At 53.6% G+C, this 21483-nt stretch carries 16 protein-coding genes; 9 read left to right on the top strand and 7 right to left on the bottom strand.

The genetic code is table 11. From position 1 onward, the window contains the following. The first annotated feature begins 69 nt into the window (after positions 1-69). Positions 70-1173: an S-methyl-5-thioribose-1-phosphate isomerase gene (gene mtnA, locus Q4606_RS16910; RefSeq protein WP_303608204.1), complete on the top strand. Its 1104-nt coding sequence runs from the start codon at positions 70-72 to the stop codon at positions 1171-1173. Here mtnA and Q4606_RS16905 read toward each other — a convergent pair. The 4 genes from Q4606_RS16905 to Q4606_RS16890 all read right to left on the bottom strand — a co-directional run bounded on the left by Q4606_RS16905 (position 1162) and on the right by Q4606_RS16890 (position 7762). After that, a complete protein-coding gene (locus tag Q4606_RS16905) occupies positions 1162-1950 on the bottom strand; it encodes a helix-turn-helix transcriptional regulator (protein ID WP_303597190.1) in 789 nt (262 codons plus the stop codon). The genes mtnA and Q4606_RS16905 overlap by 12 nt on opposite strands. Then, positions 1950-4067 carry a carboxy terminal-processing peptidase gene (locus Q4606_RS16900; protein ID WP_303597415.1) on the bottom strand — a complete coding sequence of 706 codons (2118 nt, stop codon included), beginning with the start codon at positions 4065-4067 and terminating at the stop codon, positions 1950-1952. Before Q4606_RS16900 ends, Q4606_RS16905 begins: the two co-directional genes overlap by 1 nt. A 303-nt stretch (positions 4068-4370) precedes the next feature. Further along, on the bottom strand, positions 4371-6521 hold the full coding sequence (locus Q4606_RS16895) for a 3-hydroxyacyl-CoA dehydrogenase NAD-binding domain-containing protein (protein WP_303608203.1): 2151 nt from the start codon (positions 6519-6521) through the stop codon (positions 4371-4373). Positions 6522-6553: 32 nt separating this feature from the next. Next, entirely contained in the window at positions 6554-7762 is a 1209-nt protein-coding gene (locus tag Q4606_RS16890) for an acetyl-CoA C-acetyltransferase (protein ID WP_303608202.1), read from the bottom strand. 209 nt (positions 7763-7971) lie between these two features. Here Q4606_RS16890 and Q4606_RS16885 point away from each other — a divergent pair, with 209 nt between their 5' ends. After that, positions 7972-8235 carry a late competence development ComFB family protein gene (locus tag Q4606_RS16885; protein ID WP_303608201.1) on the top strand — a complete coding sequence of 88 codons (264 nt, stop codon included), beginning with the start codon at positions 7972-7974 and terminating at the stop codon, positions 8233-8235. Between the two features lie 3 nt (positions 8236-8238). Here the strand turns inward: Q4606_RS16885 and Q4606_RS16880 are convergent, their stop codons facing one another. Next, positions 8239-10707 carry a DUF349 domain-containing protein gene (locus Q4606_RS16880; protein ID WP_303608200.1) on the bottom strand — a complete coding sequence of 823 codons (2469 nt, stop codon included), beginning with the start codon at positions 10705-10707 and terminating at the stop codon, positions 8239-8241. 208 nt (positions 10708-10915) lie between these two features. On the opposite strand from Q4606_RS16880, the gene Q4606_RS16875 reads away from it, so the two are divergent. Further along, positions 10916-11401 carry a regulatory protein RecX gene (locus Q4606_RS16875; protein ID WP_303608199.1) on the top strand — a complete coding sequence of 162 codons (486 nt, stop codon included), beginning with the start codon at positions 10916-10918 and terminating at the stop codon, positions 11399-11401. Between the two features lie 3 nt (positions 11402-11404). Here the strand turns inward: Q4606_RS16875 and mltF are convergent, their stop codons facing one another. Further along, positions 11405-12886, bottom strand: a complete 1482-nt coding sequence (gene mltF, locus Q4606_RS16870; RefSeq protein ID WP_303608251.1) for a membrane-bound lytic murein transglycosylase MltF — start codon at positions 12884-12886, stop codon at positions 11405-11407. 327 nt (positions 12887-13213) lie between these two features. Here mltF and purL point away from each other — a divergent pair, with 327 nt between their 5' ends. Beyond that, entirely contained in the window at positions 13214-17119 is a 3906-nt protein-coding gene (gene purL, locus Q4606_RS16865; protein WP_303608198.1) for a phosphoribosylformylglycinamidine synthase, read from the top strand. A 415-nt stretch (positions 17120-17534) separates the two neighbouring features. Then, positions 17535-17846, top strand: a complete 312-nt coding sequence (locus Q4606_RS16860; RefSeq protein WP_303597183.1) for a YqfO family protein — start codon at positions 17535-17537, stop codon at positions 17844-17846. On the opposite strand, the gene Q4606_RS16855 is transcribed toward Q4606_RS16860, so the two are convergent. Continuing rightward, on the bottom strand, positions 17841-18404 hold the full coding sequence (locus Q4606_RS16855) for an NUDIX hydrolase (protein WP_303597182.1): 564 nt from the start codon (positions 18402-18404) through the stop codon (positions 17841-17843). The genes Q4606_RS16860 and Q4606_RS16855 overlap by 6 nt on opposite strands. A 96-nt stretch (positions 18405-18500) precedes the next feature. Here Q4606_RS16855 and Q4606_RS16850 point away from each other — a divergent pair, with 96 nt between their 5' ends. Genes Q4606_RS16850 through purT form a run of 4 tightly spaced genes read left to right on the top strand, consistent with a single transcriptional unit; the run spans position 18501 to position 21067 of the window. Next, positions 18501-19082: a CoA pyrophosphatase gene (locus Q4606_RS16850; protein ID WP_303608197.1), complete on the top strand. Its 582-nt coding sequence runs from the start codon at positions 18501-18503 to the stop codon at positions 19080-19082. 13 nt (positions 19083-19095) lie between these two features. Then, a complete protein-coding gene (locus Q4606_RS16845; protein WP_303608196.1) occupies positions 19096-19623 on the top strand; it encodes a gamma carbonic anhydrase family protein in 528 nt (175 codons plus the stop codon). A gap of 12 nt (positions 19624-19635) precedes the next feature. After that, positions 19636-19818 (top strand): DUF1289 domain-containing protein, encoded by a 183-nt coding sequence (locus tag Q4606_RS16840; RefSeq protein ID WP_303608195.1) that lies wholly within the window; start codon positions 19636-19638, stop codon positions 19816-19818. 52 nt (positions 19819-19870) lie between these two features. Further along, a complete protein-coding gene (gene purT, locus Q4606_RS16835) occupies positions 19871-21067 on the top strand; it encodes a formate-dependent phosphoribosylglycinamide formyltransferase (RefSeq protein ID WP_303597178.1) in 1197 nt (398 codons plus the stop codon). The last annotated feature ends 416 nt before the right edge of the window (positions 21068-21483 follow it).

Raw genomic sequence — 21483 nt, 5'->3', positions numbered from 1 at the left:
ATGGAATGTAGCCGGGAAGTATAACCGTTATACTGCTCGTTTTCAGCGTTATGAAAGCGGAGCCATACGATGAATAATTCCGAAGAATCCCGTTCTTTACCTACCCCTTCATCTGGCCCCCGCTCAACAGGCACGGTTGCCCTCCGGTGGCACGGTGCCAGCCTCGAGTTGTTGGATCAGCGTCTGTTACCGGCGGAGGAACACTGGATAACTCTCGAAGGCGCATCCGGTGTTGCGCAGTGTATACAGGACATGGTGGTACGCGGTGCCCCAGCCATTGGCATCAGTGCAGCCTACGGCGTTGCCCTTGCTGCACGGCATGCGGGAGGCGGTGACTGGAAAACCGAAATCAAAGAGGCTATCCGCGAATTGTCCACCTCAAGGCCAACGGCAGTGAATCTGTTCTGGGCCTTACAGCGCATGGGGCGGGTGTTCGACGGCTGTGGTGTGCTTAGTGACGCGCAGACACGGTTGGCAAATGAGGCGGTTGCGATTCATCAGGAGGATCTTGCAGCTAACCTTGCAATGGCTGATCACGCCCTTGAAGCGATGGGGCTTTCTGCAGATCTCGAGAATGCCGCTCCAATCTCGGTTTTAACCCACTGCAACACCGGCGCGCTGGCGACGGGTGGTTATGGTACGGCGCTGGGCGTTATTCGCCGGCTTCACGAAAACGGCCTTCTCACAAAGGTTTATGCAGATGAAACCCGGCCCTGGCTGCAGGGCAGTCGGCTTTCCGCCTGGGAGTTGGTGCGTGATGGCATTCCGGTGACACTGAATGCCGATGGTGCGGCGGCGGCTATTCTTGCAGCAGGAGAGGTGCGGTGGGTCATCGTGGGCGCAGACCGAATTACTGCCAACGGCGATGTGGCGAACAAGATAGGCACCTACAGCCTTGCCGTTCTGGCGCGTTATCACAACGTCGGATTTATGGTTGTAGCGCCATCCAGCACCGTGGATATGTCGCTGCAATCAGGTGCGGATATCCCCATCGAAGAGCGTGAGGGCACAGAGGTCCGGGAGATACGTGGTATTCCTTTGGCTCCGGAAGGCGTGCCGGTCTTCAATCCGGTTTTCGACGTGACACCTGCAAGCCTGATTGATCTGATTGTTACGGAGAAGGGGGTGGTGCGGAACCCGGATGTCAAAGGGATGCATGCATTATTCGGGTGATCGTTTCTTTCCGGTGGAGGCTTTGCTCTCCGGCAGCGCTTTCGGTTTCTCTTCAAAGCTTGCGCGGAGTTCCGCTACCTGCCTTTCCTGATCTTCCACGAAGTGCAGTGACATTTCGAAACTTTGCCGGGTGAACTCCAATACCTTGCGGAAGCCTTCATCTGAAAGCGTTCTCGCAGAATCATGACGGCGGAAAATGTTGATGAATTCCCGCTCCCGCTCGAATTGCAGGGGCACTCTGGCTATGCCCCAATCGTTCAGGATCTGCCAGACCTCGGGGTTGTAATTCCGGGTGGTGCGCATGATGAACGGAATGGGGTCGTTTCGTGCTATCAGGGCTGTCAGACGGAGAATGAGCTCAAAAGAGAGCGTGGTGGTACCGTTCTCGATAGCTTCAAGTACAGATTTGTCGCGGAGATCGAGAGCGTCGCTCATTTCCGACAATGTTAACCCTGCAACCTCCCGTATGTCCTTCAAAGACTGGCCAGCTGCCAGCATGGCACGGAGTTGCTCCTGGGAGTTGATCAGCGCCTTGCCTACCCGCAAGGATGTGTCCGTGGCACGCGCTCCCAGTCGAAATGCCGACCCGGTCAGGCTGGCGAGCCGGTCAATGATGCCTTCTGGTGCTTTTTCCGACGCCGTCGGTTTGCGCAGGTCATCAACTTCTTCCAGCGAACGCATAGCGTGAAGCGCATCAAGCAACATGTCCTGCAGGGCGCGTGCCTTGTTCTGGCTTTCCTGGTCTTTGCTGACCTGCTTGGCGTCTTTTTCGCCCATTACCGAGCTTCAGCCTGAGCCGCGAATTGTTGTGGTGAAAGAATGGAAGCCATGCGGTTATCCAGCTCAAGCATATCAGCCATAATGTGGCCACCTTCGCGAATCACAAAATCCAGTTCCTCATCAGTAGAGTTGAGGTCGGCCGCCTGGAGATCCTGCCAGTCCTCAAGTTCATCCAGAGACTCAAAAAGCTCCTCGCCCCGCAGTTCCCTGCGCGCATTGGCAATGGTCAGGCGAGTTCGTTCGATCTGCTCCTGGTCAGTAGTGCGCTCACCGAGGTTAAGGCTCACGGTGTCTCTCTGACGCTGCTCTTTGAGGAAATCGATTTCCTGCTGAAGAAGGCGGAATTCCGGGTTGGTGGCAAACCGGTCATCATGGCGTTTGCGGAGTTCGTCAATAATGCCGCTGAAATCAAAATACCGGGTGTGCGGTACAGCATCGATCTGATCCCAGGGCAGCGCATGATCCAGCGCATCTTCACCGATACGGGTTTTATCAATACGTGAAGGAATCTCAATGTCGGGGATCACACCTTTGTGCTGGGTTGACCCTCCGGATACACGGTAGAACTTCGACTGGGTAATTTTGAGCTGGCCGTGGTTCAGCGGTCGAACGGCTTGAACTGTGCCTTTGCCGAACGTTTGCGAACCAACCACCAGGCCGCGGCCATAGTCCTGAATGGCGCCGGCAAAGATTTCCGACGCTGAGGCGCTCATGCGATTTGTGAGCACGACCAAAGGGCCGTCGTAGGCGACCGATGCGTCGTCGTCATTGAGAACCTGAACCTCGTTACTCGAATTGCGGATCTGCACAGTGGGGCCCGTATCGATAAACAGGCCTACCAGGTCGTTGGCTTCGTGCAGCGCGCCGCCGCCATTATTTCGCAGATCCATAACCAGGCCATCGACGCCATCTTCCTCGAGCTCTGCAATCAATTTCCGGACATCCCGGGTAGTGCTTTTGTAGTTGGGGTCTCCGGCCTGCATAGCGCGGAAGTCCGCGTAGAAGGTAGGGATGGTAATCACACCAACGGTGTATTTCTCGCCATTGCGCTCAAGCTCGATGGTATCTTTGCTGGCACTTTGCTCTTCCAGTTTGACCTCGTCGCGGCTGATGGCAATGGATTTGGTGAGGGTTTCATCCGTCGAGCTGGCGGGAACCACCTCGAGTGTGACGACTGAGTTGCGTGGGCCACGAATAAGATCGACCACTTCATCAAGGCGCCACCCAATCACATTGACCGGTTTTTCGTTTTCCTGCATTACCGATACGATTCTGTCTGCGGGCTGGAGCTGGCCTTGCTTGGAGGCCGGCCCGCCCGGAACGAGCCGGACGACTTTTGTGTACTCGTTATCTGACTGCAGCACTGCACCTATGCCTTCGAGTGAAAGGCTCATGTTGATGTTGAAATTCTCGGAGGTACGCGGTGAAAAGTAGGAAGTGTGTGGATCCCACATGCCGGTAAAGGCATTCATGTATGCCTGGAAAGCATCTTCGCTACGAGCCTGGTAGGCGCGCTTGAGCTGACCTTCATAACGTCGCTTCAGGCTGTCGGTGATTGCTTCGTCGTCGGTGCCGTTGAGCCTTTGTGCGAGCACTGCATTTTTGATGCGTTTTACCCAGAGTTCATCAAGCGCTTTCTGGTCAGGCTCCCATTCTGCTTCTGAGCGGTCAAGCAGAATGCTTTCATCGGTGTTGAAGTCCAGATTACCAATGCCATCGTCGATGGTTTTCAGCGCAAACTGAAGACGTTCGATAATACGCTGCTGAACCAGGTTATAGATATCAAACCCCGGTTGTAGCTGGCCCGTTTTGAGGGCTGACCCTAGTCGACTTCTCACGTTATCGAGTGCCTGGACATCATTGCCGGTCAGATAGACCCGCTGGCTGTCGAGATAGTTCAGATAAGCATCAAATACATCACCGGAAAGCTTGTCGCTAATGCCGAGATCGCGGAAGTGAGTAAACTGCAGTTGCCTGGCTATAAGAATATTGGCTCGAGCCTGGTCAATCGTAGGCGCAACCGGAGAATAGGCTTCTGGCTCGACCACTTTCGCCTGTATTCCGAGCGGTGCAGACAGCAGCAATGCAATGGAAAGCGCTTTGCACACGCCCATTCTGCCAGCTTTGTTTGGCGCGCGACGGACAGATGTTTTTTCCGCGATGGTCATATAGGCATACCTGGTGATGCTGGGTACCTGCCAGATGTAGCTGTAGCGGGTTAACCCGTGGGCTGTTTAATTTATTGTAGGCAAGGGCTACACCCGTTGCTATAGGCATAGCGTATCGGTTCGTGACAATCTGTCCATGAATTCGGCGGGCTGCTGCTAAAGATATATTTAATATCAGTATGTTAGTGTCGGTTTGGCAGGCAATTCTGTTCCGTAGCCGGGGGCTCGCCCCCCGGCCATTCAGAGAGGTCAGCTGAAGGGTTTTTCCGTTTCCGCGTGCTCCAGCAGCAGGGCCGGTGGCGAAAAACGCTCGCCGTAGGCTGCAGCCAGCTCGGTTGCTCGCTCAGCAAAGGCTTTCACACCGTATTGGTTGACGAATTGTACGGCACCGCCAGTCCAGGGCGCGTATCCGATACCGAAAATACTGCCAATGTTGGCATCTTCCACCGTACGTAATACGCCTTCTTCCAGGCAACGAATGGTTTCGATAGCCTGGATAAACAGAATCCGGTCTTTAAGATCTTGCAGTTTCACACGGCGGGCTTTTTCGCTGTCCACATAGAGTGTTTCAAGCTCTGGCCAAAGGTACTTCTTGCCTTTGGCGGGGTACTCGTAGAAACCAGCACCAGCAGCCTTGCCCTTGCGCCCGTGATCGTTAACCATCTGATCGATGATCGCTTCTGCCGGGTGTGGTTGCCAGGTGCCACCCGCTGCCTCCAGGTCCTTTCTACTCTGGCTGCGGATGTGCTGCATCAGGGTGAGGCTGACTTCATCGGAGATCGTAAGGGGTCCTACCGGCATGCCTGCGAGCAAACCGGCATTATCGATGCTGGAGGGGTGAACTCCCTCGGCCAGCATGCTGATTCCCTCGTTCACGAAGGTACCGAAAACGCGAGAAGTGAAGAAACCGCGACTGTCGTTCACAACCACCGGAATCTTGCCAATTTGCTGAACGTAATCGAACGCGCGCGCTAAAGTCTCATCGGAGGTTTTTTCGCCCACAATGATTTCCACTAGCATCATTTTGTCGACGGGTGAGAAAAAGTGCAGCCCGATGAAGTTTTCCGGCGTGGCGGAGGCCTCTGCCAGTTGAGTTATCGGAATGGTAGATGTGTTGGAGGCGAAGATACCGTTGTTGACCAACTTTGGTTCGGCCTCGGCCGTAACCCTGGCCTTTAGTTTGCTATCCTCGAATACAGCTTCGATCACCAGATCGCAACCTTCCAGGTCGGCGACAGAGTCGGTCGCTGTGATTCGGCCCAGCACTTCCATTTTTTTCTGTTCGGTCATACGACCGCGGCTCACTTTTTTCGCCAGCAGGTTTTCGGAGTAGTTTTTGCCTTTTTCGGCGTTTTCGAGAGAGACATCTTTAAGTACGACCTCGACACCGCTACTTGCAGTGGAGTAGGCAATGCCCGCTCCCATCATGCCGGCACCCAACACACCAACCTTTTTGAAGGTTTCTCTTTCTACGCCTTCAGGGCGGCTTCCGCCTGCGTTGATATCGTTCAGCTGGAACCAGAAAGTGCCAGTCATGTTTTTGGCCACCTGGCCAATCGCCAATTCAGCAAAGTAGCGGGTTTCAATCAAGCTGCCGTTATCGAAGTCTACCTGGGCGCCTTCAACTGCTGCGGCCATAATGCGCTCAGGCGCTGGGTAACAGCCTTTGGTTTTTTGTTTCAGCATTGCGGGTGCAATCGCCAGTTTTTGTGCCATGGCCGGATGGTGGGGAGCTCCACCGGGGAGTTTGAAGCCCTTCTTGTCCCAGGGTTGTTGGCACTTGGGGTTTGCATCGATAAACGCTCGTGCCTTTGCCATCATGTCTTCTGGTGAATCGGCCAGTTCGTCAATAATACCGGCTTTCAGTGCGCCAGAAGGGCGAAGCTTTTTACCTTCCATAAGAAGCGGGAACGCTGCTTCAAGCCCAATCATGCGAGGCAGGCGTTGAGTACCTCCGCCGCCGGGTAGCAGGCCGAGGGTGACTTCCGGAAGTCCCAACTGAATGCTGTTGTTGTCCAGCACTATTCGGTGATGACAGGCGAGGGCAATTTCAAAACCACCACCAAGCGCCGTGCCATTGATGGCTGCGACCACTGGCTTACCGCAGGTTTCCAGCGCACGCATCTGCGCCTTCATGCCGTTGACCATGTCTTCAAAAAAACCGGCATCGTCACGAGTGACTTTGTGGAGTTCGTTGAGGTCGCCACCGGCAAAAAATGTGTTTTTGGCGGAGGTGACGATAATTCCGCGAATGTTTTCCAGGTCGCCCTTAACCTTGGTGACGGTCTTTTCGAGAGCTTCACGAAAAGCCTTGTTCATCGTATTGGCGGACTGGCCCGGCATATCGATAGTGAGGGTCAGAATCTGATCTGAACCCAGTTCGTAACGGATGGCACTCATAATCGGTTCTCCTGTCAGAAAAAGTGTGGGTTTCAGACCCGCTCAATGATGGTGGCAATACCCATGCCGCCGCCGACGCAAAGCGTCGCCAGACCAAAGCGCAGCTCGCGGCGCTCCAGTTCGTCCAGCAAGGTGCCCAGAATCATTGCGCCCGTAGCTCCGAGCGGGTGGCCCATAGCGATTGCTCCGCCATTCACGTTTACTTTTTCATCGGGAACCGAGAGTTCCTTCTGGAAGCGCATTACCACGGAGGCAAAGGCTTCGTTTACTTCAAACAGATCAATCTGATCAACGGTCATGCCAGCTTTCCCCAGTGCTTTCAGGGTTGCTGGAGCCGGGCCGGTGAGCATAATGGTTGGGTCGGTGCTGGTAACCGCCGTAGCAACGATCCGTGCGCGGGGTTTCAGGCCGAGGGCCTTCCCCTTCGCTTCACTGCCAATCAGCATGCCGGTTGCGCCGTCGACCATGCCGGAGGAGTTGCCTGCATGGTGCACGTGAGTGATCCTTTCAACATAGTGGTACTTTTCACGAGCCACGCTGTTAAAGCCCATCTCGCCCATCATCTGGAAGGAGGGCTTCAGGCTGGAGAGGGAGTCAACGGTGGTGTCGCCGCGTACATGTTCATCGCGATCGAGAATGACAACGCCGTTCTGGTCGGTCACAGGGACGATGGATTTTTCAAAGTACCCATTTTTCCAGGCATTTGCGGCTTTTTGCTGGGATTTTACGGCAAATCCGTCAACGTCTTCCCGGCTGAAACCTTCCAGGGTTGCGATAAGATCAGCGCCAATACCCTGGGGCATGAATCCGGTATGCATATTGGTATGTGGGTCCATTGCCCAGGCGCCTCCATCGGAACCCATAGGTACGCGTGACATGGATTCTACGCCGCCGGCAACAACCATATCTTCCCAGCCCGAACGGACTTTCATAGCAGCGAGATTTACGGCCTCCAGGCCTGAAGCGCAGAAGCGGTTGAGAGTAACGCCGGCTACTTTCTCGTCCCAATCTGCTGCGAGCGCCGCTGTTTTGGCGATATCTGCGCCCTGGTCACCAACGGCTGAAACACAACCGAGAACAATATCGTCTACCTCGGAGGTATCCAGGTTATTTCTTTGCTGCAGCGCATTGAGCACCGTGGTCAGTAACGTAACGGGTTTGACACTGTAAAGTGAGCCGTCTTTTTTTCCACGCCCTCTCGGAGTGCGGACCGCGTCGAAGATGTACGCCTCGGTGGTCATTGCTTTTCCTCTCGTGATTGTTGCTTTGTGATTTATCTTATAGAAACACCACCATAGCCCTTTGACTGCACTGTGTGTAATGACGCGGCCTGCCAATCGGATTGGCGAAATTGCTCAGGGGCAATGACAGGCGAGGCCAGGAGTTCTATGTTTAAGAGATGGCAGGGGCTTATCTACAGCTCCCGCGCTGATGGAGGAGGCGCAGAATCATGTCTTTCAGAGATGCTATTGATAATTTTTACGAACGCCTGGTGATGGACGCTATCAACGCGACGAGAGAGCCGGGTGATACCGCGGACTTCTTGACCGATGTTATGTGTGTCGCTCTGAATCGATTACCGCCCCGGTATTACAGGCACACCATTGATATGATGTTTTATCTGGCGGATGAAGAGCTCAGGGGAATGAAAGACAGATCCCTGGTCGCCGTTCGGGACGCCAGGGAGTTTGTCAGAGAGCATCAGCGGGAATAACGATCAGTTCGTGATCAGTTTGTCCAGGGCATGACTCAAGCGGCTTGCGAGAGACGGGTCAGCTGGGTGGTCTGCTGGTTGAGAGCACCAACTTGCGACCAGAGCTTCAACACTCTGGAGGGCGTTGTCGGTTTTTTCGCCCGAGCCGATTCCCTGTGCCAGGCGCTGAACCTGGATCTCCATGCGTTTTTGTTGATCTTCCTCAGGCGATGGCACACCTGCAAGGATCTCAGCTCGAATGACCAGTTCCTGATCGTTCAGGTCGCCCAGCCTTTCTGCGAGCCCGGCCCATGAGCCTGGTAACGAGCCAGGTACAGGAGCCGTGGCGTCTGTCCGTGCAAGCACAAGCGCTTGCCATTCCGAAATGCCCGCTTTGAGTTCTTGTGCAGAAACGGCCTGGCTAAGCCTCTGTTTTTCCCTCTGTATCTGTTCTTTTACTGTTGCGGAAACCTGAGCCTCATCAAGGCTACGTAGTGTGGCGGCCGCCTGCTCCAATGCTGCAGCGTCTTGGTCGGAATCCACGCTGACAACTTGTTGCAACACGTCCTCTGCTGCTGTGTCAGCTTCTTTTGTTGCCTGTTGCTGCTCCGAGCGCTCAGAGTCCCGGCGCGCAAAAATTTCATCACAGGCTTTGCGGAACGCTTGCCACAGCTTGCGGTCTTCCCGATGGCGGGTGATTCCGACGGCTTTCCAGTCTGATTGCAGCGCCTTGGCCTTGTTCATGGCCTCTTGCAGAGGCTGGTGTTCGGTCAACGCCTGAGCCTGCTCTACGATTGCTTGTTTCAGAGCCTCGTTTTTCCGTTGTTCTTCGTTAATTGGCGCTTCAAGTTTTTTGAGTAGTTCGTCGAACTGTTTTTGTACTTGTCGGTTGTCCCGGAATTCTATGGGCCAGGCCGCTTTCCATTCCTGGCGGGCGGTCTGCAGAATGCGATCGACAGCTTTCCAATCTATCGTGCTCCAGTCTGCACCGTTAACAAAGAGCTCCAATTCGGCACAAATTTCTTTGCGCCTTTCGAGGTTCGCCTGTTTCAAACCAGATTTGGCCTTGAAGTAGGCTTTGCAGGGTTCATAGGCCTTGTCTGATGCCTTTTTAAAGCGAGACCACAGTGTGCGGTCTGAAGACCCGCCCAGGTCTCGCCACTCCTGTTGCAGCTCTTTTATGCGTTCGGATTTTACTTCTGGTTCAATGGGCTGCTCTGCGAGGTGTTCCATTTGTTCGCAAAGAGCTACCTGTTTTGGCTCGGTCGCAAATCCCTGCCAGTCAGTGAGATCTCGGAGTTGTGCGGTAAGCAGTTGCATACGCGCCTGAAAGCCCTTGCTCAGGCGATGGTCGAGAGCTTTGAAATGCTGCTGTGCGGTTTTCATAAGTTGCCTGGAGTCTTTAAGCTGTTTGGCCTCAAGAGCCTCTTCCAGGTGATCCAGTGTTTTTTGCAGGCTGTCCGCTGAGGCCTGTTGCTGTTTAAGATCATCGCTTTTTTCAATCGGGGCCTTGGGTTTTCCAGCCAGTTTGCGCGCGGGCTCGAGCAACTCCGGAGCAGGGAAGCCCTGGGGCCAGTTTATTTCCTTCAGCAAGGCCACGGCATTTTCCCGGTCTTCGGGGCCGGCCTTTTCCTGCTCAACAGCTGACGATAGGGCGAGCAGTGACTCTTTTGCCTGATTGATATGGCGAATTGCAGCAATGTAGTTGCGCAGAGCCATCATGGACGTTTCGTAGGTCTTTTGCTGCTGCTTTTCGACCTGAGTATCGCGAGTTGCTTCCAGCCACCGGTTTTCCTGGGTTTTCTGGAGGGCGTCAAGTGAGGCAAGGGAGGCAATCTCTTCAGCAGGCTGATGGCGGAGGTCTTCAAGGGTCTGGGCCATAAGTGCCAGAGTTTCTTCCTGCTGAAGTTGTTTTTCCCGTTGTCGCTCTTCTTCCAACCTGGCTGCCTTCATGCCGGCAATTCTCTCCCGACAGCTATGTACCGACTGAAGGAACTCGCTGAGCTGATCTGGCGTTGCACCGGGCTCCACGGTCGCCCATTGACTCAAAAGTGTGTCCAGACGGGCGGAATAGAGCTTTGTATCTTCGCTTTTGGCCTGGTCGCGGGCATTGCTGATCAGTGTCGCGATGGTTTCGGACACTGCCTCCTGGCGAGCCTGTTCATCCCGGATCACCTGCAGCTTTTGCCGCACCACCTGGTATACACCTTTGTCACGACCTTTTGCTTGCTTTTGGACGCGCTGAAGAAGCTCAGCGTCCTCAAGTTGGCTGACGGCTTTGAGCCGGATGTCCGCAGTCAAGCCTTCAATCGCCAGGCCGGCAACGGCTTCTTGAGTCTGTGCCGCGTTTAATGCCTTAAGCTGTTCTTCCCTCAGTTCTGCTCGCTTATCCTCTACCGGGGCAGCAACTGGTTGCGCCTGAGCTTTTGCCTTGCGGTCGGGTGCGGAAGTGGATTTGCGGGATTTAAATAGTTTCTGGAGGAATGCAGCCATGAAGATGTCCTTTGGGATTGAAACCAGTCAACGGTGTCGGGCAAAGTGAACCCGGCATCGGCCATCGGCGCTCTGTATCCGATCGGCATATTTGCATCGCCGGTATCAGAAAGCCGGATACTGTCGTCTAGGTGATTGAGGCATCGACCCCGACGGCATTAAATCGGGGCTAGTCTAGCGTTTTGTGAGCGTTTGCGGGAAGGGTTGAATGGCAAAACAGGAAAATAGTGACGACCAGGAGTATAAGGCACGCTCGGTCGCTTTAAGGCTGCTTGCCCGCCGCGAGCACAGTCGGCAGGAGCTAACGCTGAAATTAAAGCAGCGCAAACTTGATGGCTCGCTTATCTCGATGGTTCTGGATGACTATGAGAATGAGGGTTGGTTGGATGATGCCCGGTTTGCGGATATATACTCGCGGCAGCGTATGGATCTGGGTTACGGGCCTTTGAGGATTTTGTCGGAGCTGCAGCAGCGTGGCATTCATCAGGCTCCCGGTTGCCTTGATGAACTCTCTGACGCCGACTGGGTTCGCAATGCACTTTTACTGCGGGAAAAACGCTTTGGCCTCTTTGACCTGGCCGATGACTGGGACGAAAAAGTACGCCAGGCTCGGTTTTTTACTCGGCGCGGATTTACTGGAGGTCAAGTGGATCGCGTGCTTGCAGTCAGCGAGTCGGACTCTTTGGAGGGCTAGGCGTCAGAGCGTTGGTGGTATTATTCCAAGCTCTGACGGCAGGCTGGCTCGCATGTCGGCACCTTCTGCAGACAGCCCGTCTGCTTGATCCCCGCTAGATCCCTGTTCTATGCCGACGAATGGTGAATCTGTGGCGGCCGCTATATCTTCGGTTGACTCCATCATCCGTGCGAGCACATCGTAGTAACGCCGAATGTTCTGCACATACAGCACCGGCTCGTGCCCTCGGGCGTAACCGAAGCGGGTTTTTTTGTACCATTCTTTCTGTGCCAGTAGTGGCAGAAATTCCTTTACGTCCATCCAGCGATCCGGGTTTTTGCCGGCGCCTTCGGTTAGCTTGCGGGCGTCTTCAAGGTGTCCGTATCCCACGTTATAGGAGGCCAGAGCGAACCAGGTGCGGTCGGGTTCCGCAATGCGTTCGGGTATTCTCTCGTGAACCATACGGAAATATTTGGCGCCGCCCTGAATGCTCTCTTCAGGGTCTAACCGGTTATTGATCCCGATGTAGTTTGCCGTATTACGCGTCAGCATCATCAGGCCGCGAACGCCGGTTGGTGATACCGCGTTGGGGCGCCAGTGTGATTCCTGGTAGCCAATGGCGGCAAGCAGGCGCCAGTCCATGTTGAATACAGAGGCGTTGTCCATGAACAGCGCTTTGTAGTCGGGCAGGCGGTTTTCGACATGATGCATGAAGGTGCGTGCACCCACGTAGTTCAAGTGGTCCAGATGACCGTAGAAGCGTTCGGACAGTTGCGCAACGGTCCCGTCTGCCGTCACCTTTTCAAAGAATGTTTTTGCAGCATTGACCAGCGAGTCGTCCTGGTTTGCCGGGAATAACCATGCCAGCTCCGTGGCGTCACCCAGCGCAAACGCTTGCTTAACCTGGGGGAAAAATACGTGATTGAGCTCGAGTTCGTTGGAGGAGACTACTGCGTAAGAAACTTCGCCGGTTTCCACCCGAGCAAGAATTCCAGCGGCATCCAGACCAGGATGAACCTCCCAAAGAATATCCGGAACTGCGCCTGTGAGGGCTTGCAGTTGGTATTCGTGATTGCTGTCGGAAACCAGGTGCAGGGTTTGACCGATTAGATCTTCGAGGGCCTCGGGGCGTTCTAGATCGCGATTGTAAACAACGACTGACTGGGCTTCGATGCCGGTAGGAAGGGCCTTGAACTGACGTTCGAACAATGGCTGAGCAGAGAGACCTGCCAGCCCGATGTGGGCGAAGTCTCTCGAAAGTACAGAAAGCACATCTGTGTTGTCATCGGCCACCCGCAGCCGCAGTTCAACACCGAGTTCTTCAGCGAAAAGTTTGACCAGCTCGTAGTCATAGCCGGTTGGTCCATTGCGACCTTCATAATAAATAGACGGCGCAACCCGGGTAATAACGTGCAACACGCCCTCGTTACGGATTTCCTGCAACGTACTTGGCTGGCTGCACCCGGTCAGGGTCAGCAGGGTCAAGGTCAGTGTGCAGGCGAGCATGGATGTATATGCCGTCGCTGCTCCATATGCAGTCAGAATTCTGGGCAAGTCCCTGTTCTCCGTTACCGCTGGATCATCGGGATGCACGCATACTGGCTGGCGGCATCCGGTGTCTATTCGGGTGTGGTCTCCTTGTCCACGCTCTAATAATCCCCGCTGTGCAGAGGGGGGTCAATAAAGTTGATCAATTGTTATGCAAAACAATGTCAATTGTACGCACGGGGAATAACGTTTCCGAGCTGTATCCCGGCATCGCTTTCAAGTATGATATGCGCCTTCTCAGAATGCACCCGGACTTCCCCGTTTCGCGCGATACAGGTTGATATCATGCTTGAACTTCGCGGCGCACCCGCGCTTTCGCCATTCCGCTCTCATAAACTGTACGCCAGAATTCAGGCCATCGCGCCCGAGATTGAGCATGTTTATGCCGAATTTATGCACTTTGTGGACCTTGATGGTTCACTTTCTGACTCCGAGCAGGCCATCCTTGAACGACTCCTGACATATGGCCCCAGTGTGCCAAGTGAAGAGCCGGACGGCGTACTGTTCCTCGTTGTGCCTCGACCGGGAACACTTTCTCCCTGGTCCAGTAAGGCAACTGATATTGCCCGAAATTGCGGGTTGCGCCAGATTCAGCGCATCGAACGCGGCACAGCCTTTTATATCAAGGCCAGCAAGAAACTCGGCCTGGATCAGCGCGAAAAAGTTGCTGCCCTGCTGCATGATCGCATGACTCAGAAAGTCTTTCATGAAATGGGTGGCGCCCAGCTGCTGTTCAGTCATGAAGAGCCGCGCCCCCTTGAGCGGGTTTCAGTTTTGGCGGGTGGGCGCAAAGCGTTGGTAGATGCAAACCGGCGTTTGGGCCTTGCGTTGGCAGACGACGAAATTGATTACCTGGTGAAATCGTTTGTTGGCCTTGAGCGCGATCCGACCGATGTTGAGTTAATGATGTTTGCCCAGGCAAACTCTGAGCACTGTCGGCACAAGATATTCAATGCTTCCTGGGACATCGATGGCGAAGGCCAGGAAAAGTCCCTGTTTGCCATGATCCGTAACACCTTCGAAATGAATAGCGAAGGCGTTCTGTCTGCTTATAAAGACAACGCATCAGTTATTCGGGGTAGTCGTGGCGGCCGCTTCTTCCCGGACCCTGAAACCGGTATATACGGTTATAATCAGGAAGACATCCACATTCTTATGAAGGTGGAGACGCACAACCATCCCACTGCGATTGCGCCGGCTGCAGGCGCAGCAACAGGCTCTGGCGGTGAAATCCGTGATGAGGGAGCAACAGGTCGCGGTTCTAAACCGAAGGCAGGGCTTACAGGCTTTACGGTCTCCAACCTCAATTTGCCGGATGACCCCCAGCCTTGGGAAATCAATTACGGTAAGCCTGACCGGATCGCTTCCGCTCTGGATATCATGATTGAGGGCCCGATCGGGGGAGCAGCATTCAATAATGAATTTGGTCGCCCCAATATTGCTGGCTACTTCCGGACTTTCGAAGAGAAGGTTGCAGGCTCGGCGGGTAATGAAGTCCGGGGCTATCACAAGCCCATCATGATTGCCGGTGGTCTTGGTAATATTCGAGCGGAGCATGTGGAAAAAGGCGAGATACCAGTGGGCGCCAAACTCATTGTGCTGGGTGGCCCCTCCATGCTTATCGGCCTTGGGGGCAGCGCCGCTTCTTCCATGGACTCGGGCACCAGTAACGAAAATCTCGACTTTGCTTCCGTTCAACGGGATAACCCTGAGATGGAGCGCCGGTGTCAGGAAGTGATTGACCGCTGCTGGCAGATGGGGGAGAAAAACCCCATGTGCTTTATCCACGACGTGGGTGCGGGCGGCCTGTCTAACGCTATGCCGGAACTGGTCAAGGACGGTGGTCGTGGCGGAAAGTTCGAGCTGCGGGATATTGCCAGCGACGAGCCAGGCATGTCTCCGTTGGAGATCTGGTGTAACGAATCTCAGGAACGCTACGTTATGGCCGTAGCTCCTGAAAACCTGGAACTTTTCGACGCACTGTGTCGCCGGGAACGTTGCCCGTATGCCGTGATTGGTGAAGCAACAGAAGCTCACCATCTGGAACTGAGCGACTCCTACTTCAATGACAAACCGGTCGATCTGCCGATGGAAGTGCTCTTTGGCAAGCCCCCAAGGATGCATCGGAGTGTTAAACGGTCATCGTTCACCAAGCCGGTCTTTGATTCCACTCAAGTCAATCTTGACGATGCTATCCGCCGGGTACTTCGGCTGCCTTCGGTAGGCTCCAAAAGTTTCCTTATAACGATTGGTGACCGCACGATTACCGGGCTTGTTGCCCGCGACCAGATGGTTGGTCCTTGGCAGGTTCCTGTTAGCGATGTTGCGGTGACTGCAAGTTCATTCGATGTGCTTGCGGGTGAAGCCATGGCTATGGGGGAGCGCACACCGGTAGCAACCATTGATGCGCCGGCTTCTGGCCGGATGGCAGTGGGCGAGGCAATTACGAACCTGGCTGCTGCGGCGATTGGCAAGCTGTCCGATATTCGCTTGTCGGCTAACTGGATGTCGGCAGCAGGCCATCCGGGTGAGGACGAAAACCTGTACGAAACCGTGCGAGCTGTTGGTATGGAGCTGTGCCCGGAACTCGGAATTACGATTCCCGTGGGCAAGGACTCCATGTCCATGAAGACCATGTGGGAGGAGGATAACGGAGAACAGAAGAGTGTTACCGCACCTCTGTCGTTGATCATTAGTGGCTTTGCTCCGGTTACCGACGTTTCACGTACGCTAACGCCCCAGCTAATCAAGGATGCAGGCGAAACCGACCTGATCCTTATTGATCTGGCTGCAGGGCAGAATCGCCTGGGCGGATCGGCACTTGCTCAGGTATACAGCCAGGTTGGCGCTGTTGCGCCAGATCTTGACGATCCGGAAGACATCAAAGCGTTTTTTGCTGTCATTCAGGGGCTGAATACAGATAACAAGCTGCTCGCGTACCACGATCGATCCGACGGCGGCCTTTATGTGACGCTCGCGGAGATGTGCTTCGCCGGTCGTACCGGTGCAGATATCAAGCTGGATGGTCTGGCAGACGAACGCAGTCAGTTTGCACGGGAACTGTTCAATGAAGAACTGGGTGCGGTTATTCAGGTGCGCAGAGAGGATACCGACTTTGTGCTACAGCAGTTTTCGGGTGCCGGCTTGGGTGACCATGTCAGCGTTATCGGAACGCTCAATAACCAGGATTGTCTGCGTTTGGTGTTTGGGGGTGAGACTGTCGTAGGTCACCCTCGGGCAGAGCTTCAGCGCATCTGGTCAGAGACCAGCTACCGTATCCAGTCTATCAGGGACAATGCTGACTGCGCCCTTGAGGAGTTTGACAATCTGCTGGATGCAGACGATCCGGGGCTTCACGCCGAGCTTTCGTACAATTTAAATGAAGATATTGCTGCACCTTTCATTAACAAAGGTGCCCGCCCTAAAGTTGCTGTTCTGCGTGAGCAGGGTGTCAACGGTCAGGTTGAGATGGCTGCAGCATTCGACCGGGCCGGTTTCGAATCTGTTGACGTGCACATGAGTGATCTACTGTCCGGTCGGGTTAGCCTGGAAGCGTTCAATAGCCTCGTAGCTTGTGGCGGATTCTCTTATGGGGATGTGCTAGGCGCCGGTGAGGGTTGGGCAAAGTCCATACTGTTCAATGATCGTGTTCGTGATCAGTTTGCAGCATTCTTTAATCGTCAGGATACTCTTGCCCTTGGGGTGTGTAATGGCTGCCAGATGCTGTCCAATTTGCACGAACTGATTCCTGGCAGCGAGGGCTGGCCACGCTTTGTCCGTAACCAGTCTGAGCAGTTTGAAGCACGATTGGCAATGGTTGAAGTGATGCCATCACCGTCAGCTTTCCTCGAGGGTATGGCAGGTTCGCGTATGCCCATCGCCGTTGCTCATGGCGAGGGCAGGGTAGAGTTTCCGGCAAGTGCGTCTGCCGCGGATTTGGCAGAAAGTGAACGAGTAGCGCTTCGCTTCGTGGATAACCGGGGCGAGGTAACGGTTCGTTATCCATACAACCCGAACGGTTCCCAGGATGGTATCGCCGGGGCGACCACTCGCGATGGGCGCATCACGATTATGATGCCGCACCCTGAACGCGTGTTCCGCGCAGTTCAGCATTCGTGGCGCCCGAAGGACTGGCAGGAAGATGGCTCCTGGATTCGCATGTTCAGGAATGCAAGGCGTTGGTTCGGCTAGCCGAACCCTGTCTGAAAAAGCCGACTTTGGAGGGGCCTGAAAGGGTGACTTTCCTGAGTCGGTTTTTTTATGGCTGCGAAATGGAAAATTTTGGGTTTTTCAAGTGAAAAAAATCGTCATATTGCAAAAATAGCCCTTGACTCAATTTGTTTATGCACATTTCAGGTGCTTCTCTGTGTGTTCCGTGAACAATGAGAATCATAAGGGTGCGTTTTTTGATCGTCTTGCATAACCTATTGAAAACGTTTATAAAAAGATATCGGGTGAATTTGTCGCCAATTTAACGTGAGGGCAGTAAATACGGGGTTTAGCGGGGGGTTCCCTAAAACTTTCCCCAGAGTTATCCACAGATTCTGTGGGTAAGTAGCTAACCTATTAATCTGTACAAAAAATATCCTCTTTTAACGGTGGTTTCATGTACAAAATTTGTTATTTCGTCCCGGAGACGCATCTGGAAAAAACCAAACAGGCGCTATTCGATGTTGGTGCCGGGTGCATCGGCGATTACGACTCTTGTGCTTGGCAGTGTCGCGGGCAAGGACAGTTTCGCCCCTTGGATGGAAGCGACCCTTTTTTAGGAGTACAGGGTGAGCTGGAGACTGTTGATGAGTTCAAGGTTGAACTTGTCTGCAGCAATGATCTGATCAGTCAGGCAGTTGTTGCGCTCAAGAAGGCTCACCCTTACGAAGAGCCTGCATATGAGATTTACCGGATGGAGTTGTTATAGATCGTCCTTGCTTCGGGTAGCTGCCATCGGATGCCGAATGGCACTTACGTGAACGCCGAATGAATTGTTTTTCAGGTCATTAATAAAAAATTCCAGAGTCTTGCGTACCGTCGGGAATGAAATGTCTTCCCATGGGATGTCATCCAGGGCAAACAGGCGGCTCTCAAGGGATTCTTCACCAGCACCAAACTGTCCGTCTTTAAGGGTAGCCCGATAAAACATATGAACCTGATTTATATGCGGAACATCAACAATGGAGTAAAGCCCCTCAATATGCACGTCGGCCAGAGCTTCCTCCAGGGTTTCACGCTCCGCAGCTTCCACTGTGGTTTCCGAATTCTCCATATATCCCGCGGGAAGTGTCCAATATCCATATCGGGGCTCAATAGCTCGGCGACAAAGTAGAATCTGCCCTTCCCACACGGGCACAGTCCCCGCAACGATGCGCGGGTTCTGGTAGTGAATCGTGCTGCAGTTCACGCACACATAGCGGTGGCGGTTGTCTCCCTCGGGGATGCGTTGTGTAACCGGATGGCCGCATGTGCTGCAGTACTTCATGATTTTCCCCGTATACTTGAATTGGTAAAGCATTCAGTTTAATGATCCTAGCTGTTTCTGTCTCATTCAACACCGGATTTGCTCAGGAGTTCCGATTTGCGCGACTTACTTGTTCAGCGTTTAACAGGCTATGCACCGAGGAGTATCGATCTCGATTATCCCGAAGCCGGCATTCTCGTGCCTGTTACGGATGACCCCGGCAATCCTGAAATGATATTTACGTTGCGCTCGTCAAATCTGAGTACTCACCGCGGGCAGGTGGCCTACCCAGGTGGGAAGCGGGACGCCGGTGATGCGTCTTTGGCTGCAACCGCGCTGCGTGAAACCCACGAAGAAATCGGTCTGCCACCGGATCAGGTTGAACTCATTGCGCCGCTTGGCCAAGTGATGTCACGTTACGGCATTCTTGTGTCCCCTTATGTTGGTATTGTGCCTGAGGCGCATCCGCTGGATCCTAACCCGGATGAGATTGAAAGTGTGTTTCGTGTACCACTCTCCTTCTTTCTCGAAGACCGTCGCGAGCGAACAGATGCCTTACACTTTCAGAACCATACCTTTCATGTTCCGTGCTATCGGTGGGAGCGTTATGAGATCTGGGGTCTGTCTGCAGTGGTTCTGGTCGATTTTTTGAATGCTGTGTACGATACCGGCATAGATTTGCTTGAACCCCGAACCTGATGAGGAAAATACAATGCTTTATGAGCTCGAAGGTCGTGCACCCGAATTATGCGGAGATCGCCAGTTTGTTGCTGATAACGCAACCGTGATCGGAAACGTCGCCCTTCACGATAAAAGCAGTGTCTGGTTTAACGTTGTGATCCGTGGAGACAACGAGCTTATAACAATTGGCCCCGAGACAAATGTGCAGGACGGATCGGTTTTGCATACAGATCCGGGAATACCGTTAACTCTGGGCAGAGGTGTGACTGTTGGCCATAAAGCCATGCTTCATGGCTGTGAAGTGGGGGACTATTCACTGATCGGTATTAATGCCGTGGTTCTCAATGGCGCAAAAATAGGGAAATATTGTCTGATAGGTGCAAACACTTTGATCCCTGAGGGGATGGTCATCCCCGATGGGTCATTGGTGATGGGTGCTCCGGGCAAAATCAAGCGAGAGCTTTCAGAGCAGCAGCAGAATATGCTTGAGCTGAGCGCTGCACATTACGTACACAATGCAAGCCGCTATGTGAAAAGCCTGAAGCCCGTAAAAAGCTGAGACAGACTCGATATGGCTGATGAAGATAAAGTTCGCTCGCCCTGTGTGAGTATATGTGCTCTGGATGAGCATGATGTATGTATTGGATGCCAGCGCACCAGTGACGAGATTTTGCGTTGGACCTCAATGTCTAGTTGTGAGCGCAAAGCCGTGCTTGTAAAGGTTGCTGAGCGGGAACAGAAAATTGCACTTTAGAATCAGGCGCGAAGATCCCTGATATGGATCGGCTCCTGCTGGAGGATATAGTTTGAATAATGTTGCCAGTGTAACCATAGGCACACCGCTGAAAGCGAATGCCTATAAGGTACTTCTATGTGGCTCGGGTGAGCTTGGCAAAGAAGTGGCTATCGAATTGCAGAGATTTGGGGTTGAGGTCATTGCAGCAGATCGCTATCCCAATGCGCCGGCAATGCAGATTGCTCATCGCAGCCATGTGATCGATATGCTAGATGCACAGGCGCTGCGTGCCATTGTTGAATTGGAAGAGCCCGACCTTATTGTCCCGGAAATCGAAGCAATCGCCACAGCCGAGTTGGTTCAACTTGAGCGGGAAGGCTACAGAGTCATTCCTTCGGCCAGAGCAGTTGATCTCACAATGAATAGAGAGGGGATCCGGCGCCTGGCTGCAGAGGAGCTTGGGCTGAGCACTTCCCCTTATCGGTTTGTCGACACGAAAGAGTTGTTTATTGATGCAGTCAACGAGATTGGCTTGCCTGTTGTTGTAAAACCGGTGATGAGTTCCTCCGGCAAAGGCCAGTCTACGGTAACGGATAAGAGTCAGATTGATGCAGCCTGGGACTACGCGCAGACGGGTGGTCGTGCGGGCAAAGGCAGGGTTATTGTAGAAGGATTTGTAAAATTTGATTATGAAATTACGTTGCTGACTGTCAGGCATTCGGGTGGGGTCAGTTTTTGTGATGCCATTGGCCATCGCCAGGAAGACGGTGATTATCGCGAGTCCTGGCAGCCGCAGCCGATGAGTGTCAAGGCGCTGGAGCGGTCTCGTGAAGTTGCCTTGAAAATAACGGAAAATCTCGGCGGCTATGGCGTATATGGAGTGGAATTGTTCATTCATGGTGATGATGTTTACTTCTCGGAAGTGTCTCCCAGGCCTCATGATACGGGCTTGGTGACGCTGGTATCCCAGGATTTGTCAGAGTTTGCTCTACATGCGAGAGCCATACTCGGTATTCCGGTTCCTGCAATCCGGCAGCTGGGCCCGTGTGCCTCTGCAGTAATCCTGCCTGAGGGGGATTCCAAGGAGGTGTCATTTTCGGGTTTGGAAGTGGCGCTCTCCAAGCAGGATGTACAGCTGAGGCTGTTTGGTAAACCGGAACTTTCGGGCCGGCGCCGGATGGGCGTTGCTCTGGCTTTGGGGGCTAACATTGAAGAGGCCAAGGCTAAAGCCGTCGCAGCAGCCAATACGATTGATGTCCACCTATAACTGGGTGGTTTGATGCCTCATCGGGTCTGGGCTTTTCACAGGGTGGTGTTTCCCAACAAAGTAGAGTGATGAAACAATTTGGAAATAGTTTCGTAACTCCGTTGACACCATTACTCAGGTCTGTAGAATGCGCATCTCGCTTGAGGGGTGCACCGGAACAACGGAGTGCTTTAAGAGAGTTAACTGTTTAAAAATACTGAAGAAAAACGATTTAATCTTTCTTTAGAATAACGGTTGACAGGATGGTGGTTCGATGTAGAATACGCCTCCTCGAAACAAGCAGTACCAGCCGGCGAGTATCGGTGATTTCAGAAGCAAAGCTTCTGAAACAAATCGAAAAAACGGTTGACAAGGTGGCGAGACGATGTAGAATACGCCTCCTGATTGAGCAACGGCTCAAACGCTCTTTAACAAAT

Source organism: Marinobacter sp. 1_MG-2023, from assembly GCF_030549045.1.
Classification (GTDB): domain Bacteria; phylum Pseudomonadota; class Gammaproteobacteria; order Pseudomonadales; family Oleiphilaceae; genus Marinobacter.
Note: the sequence above shows the minus strand (reverse complement) of the source record. Positions and strands in the feature narration are given on the sequence as shown.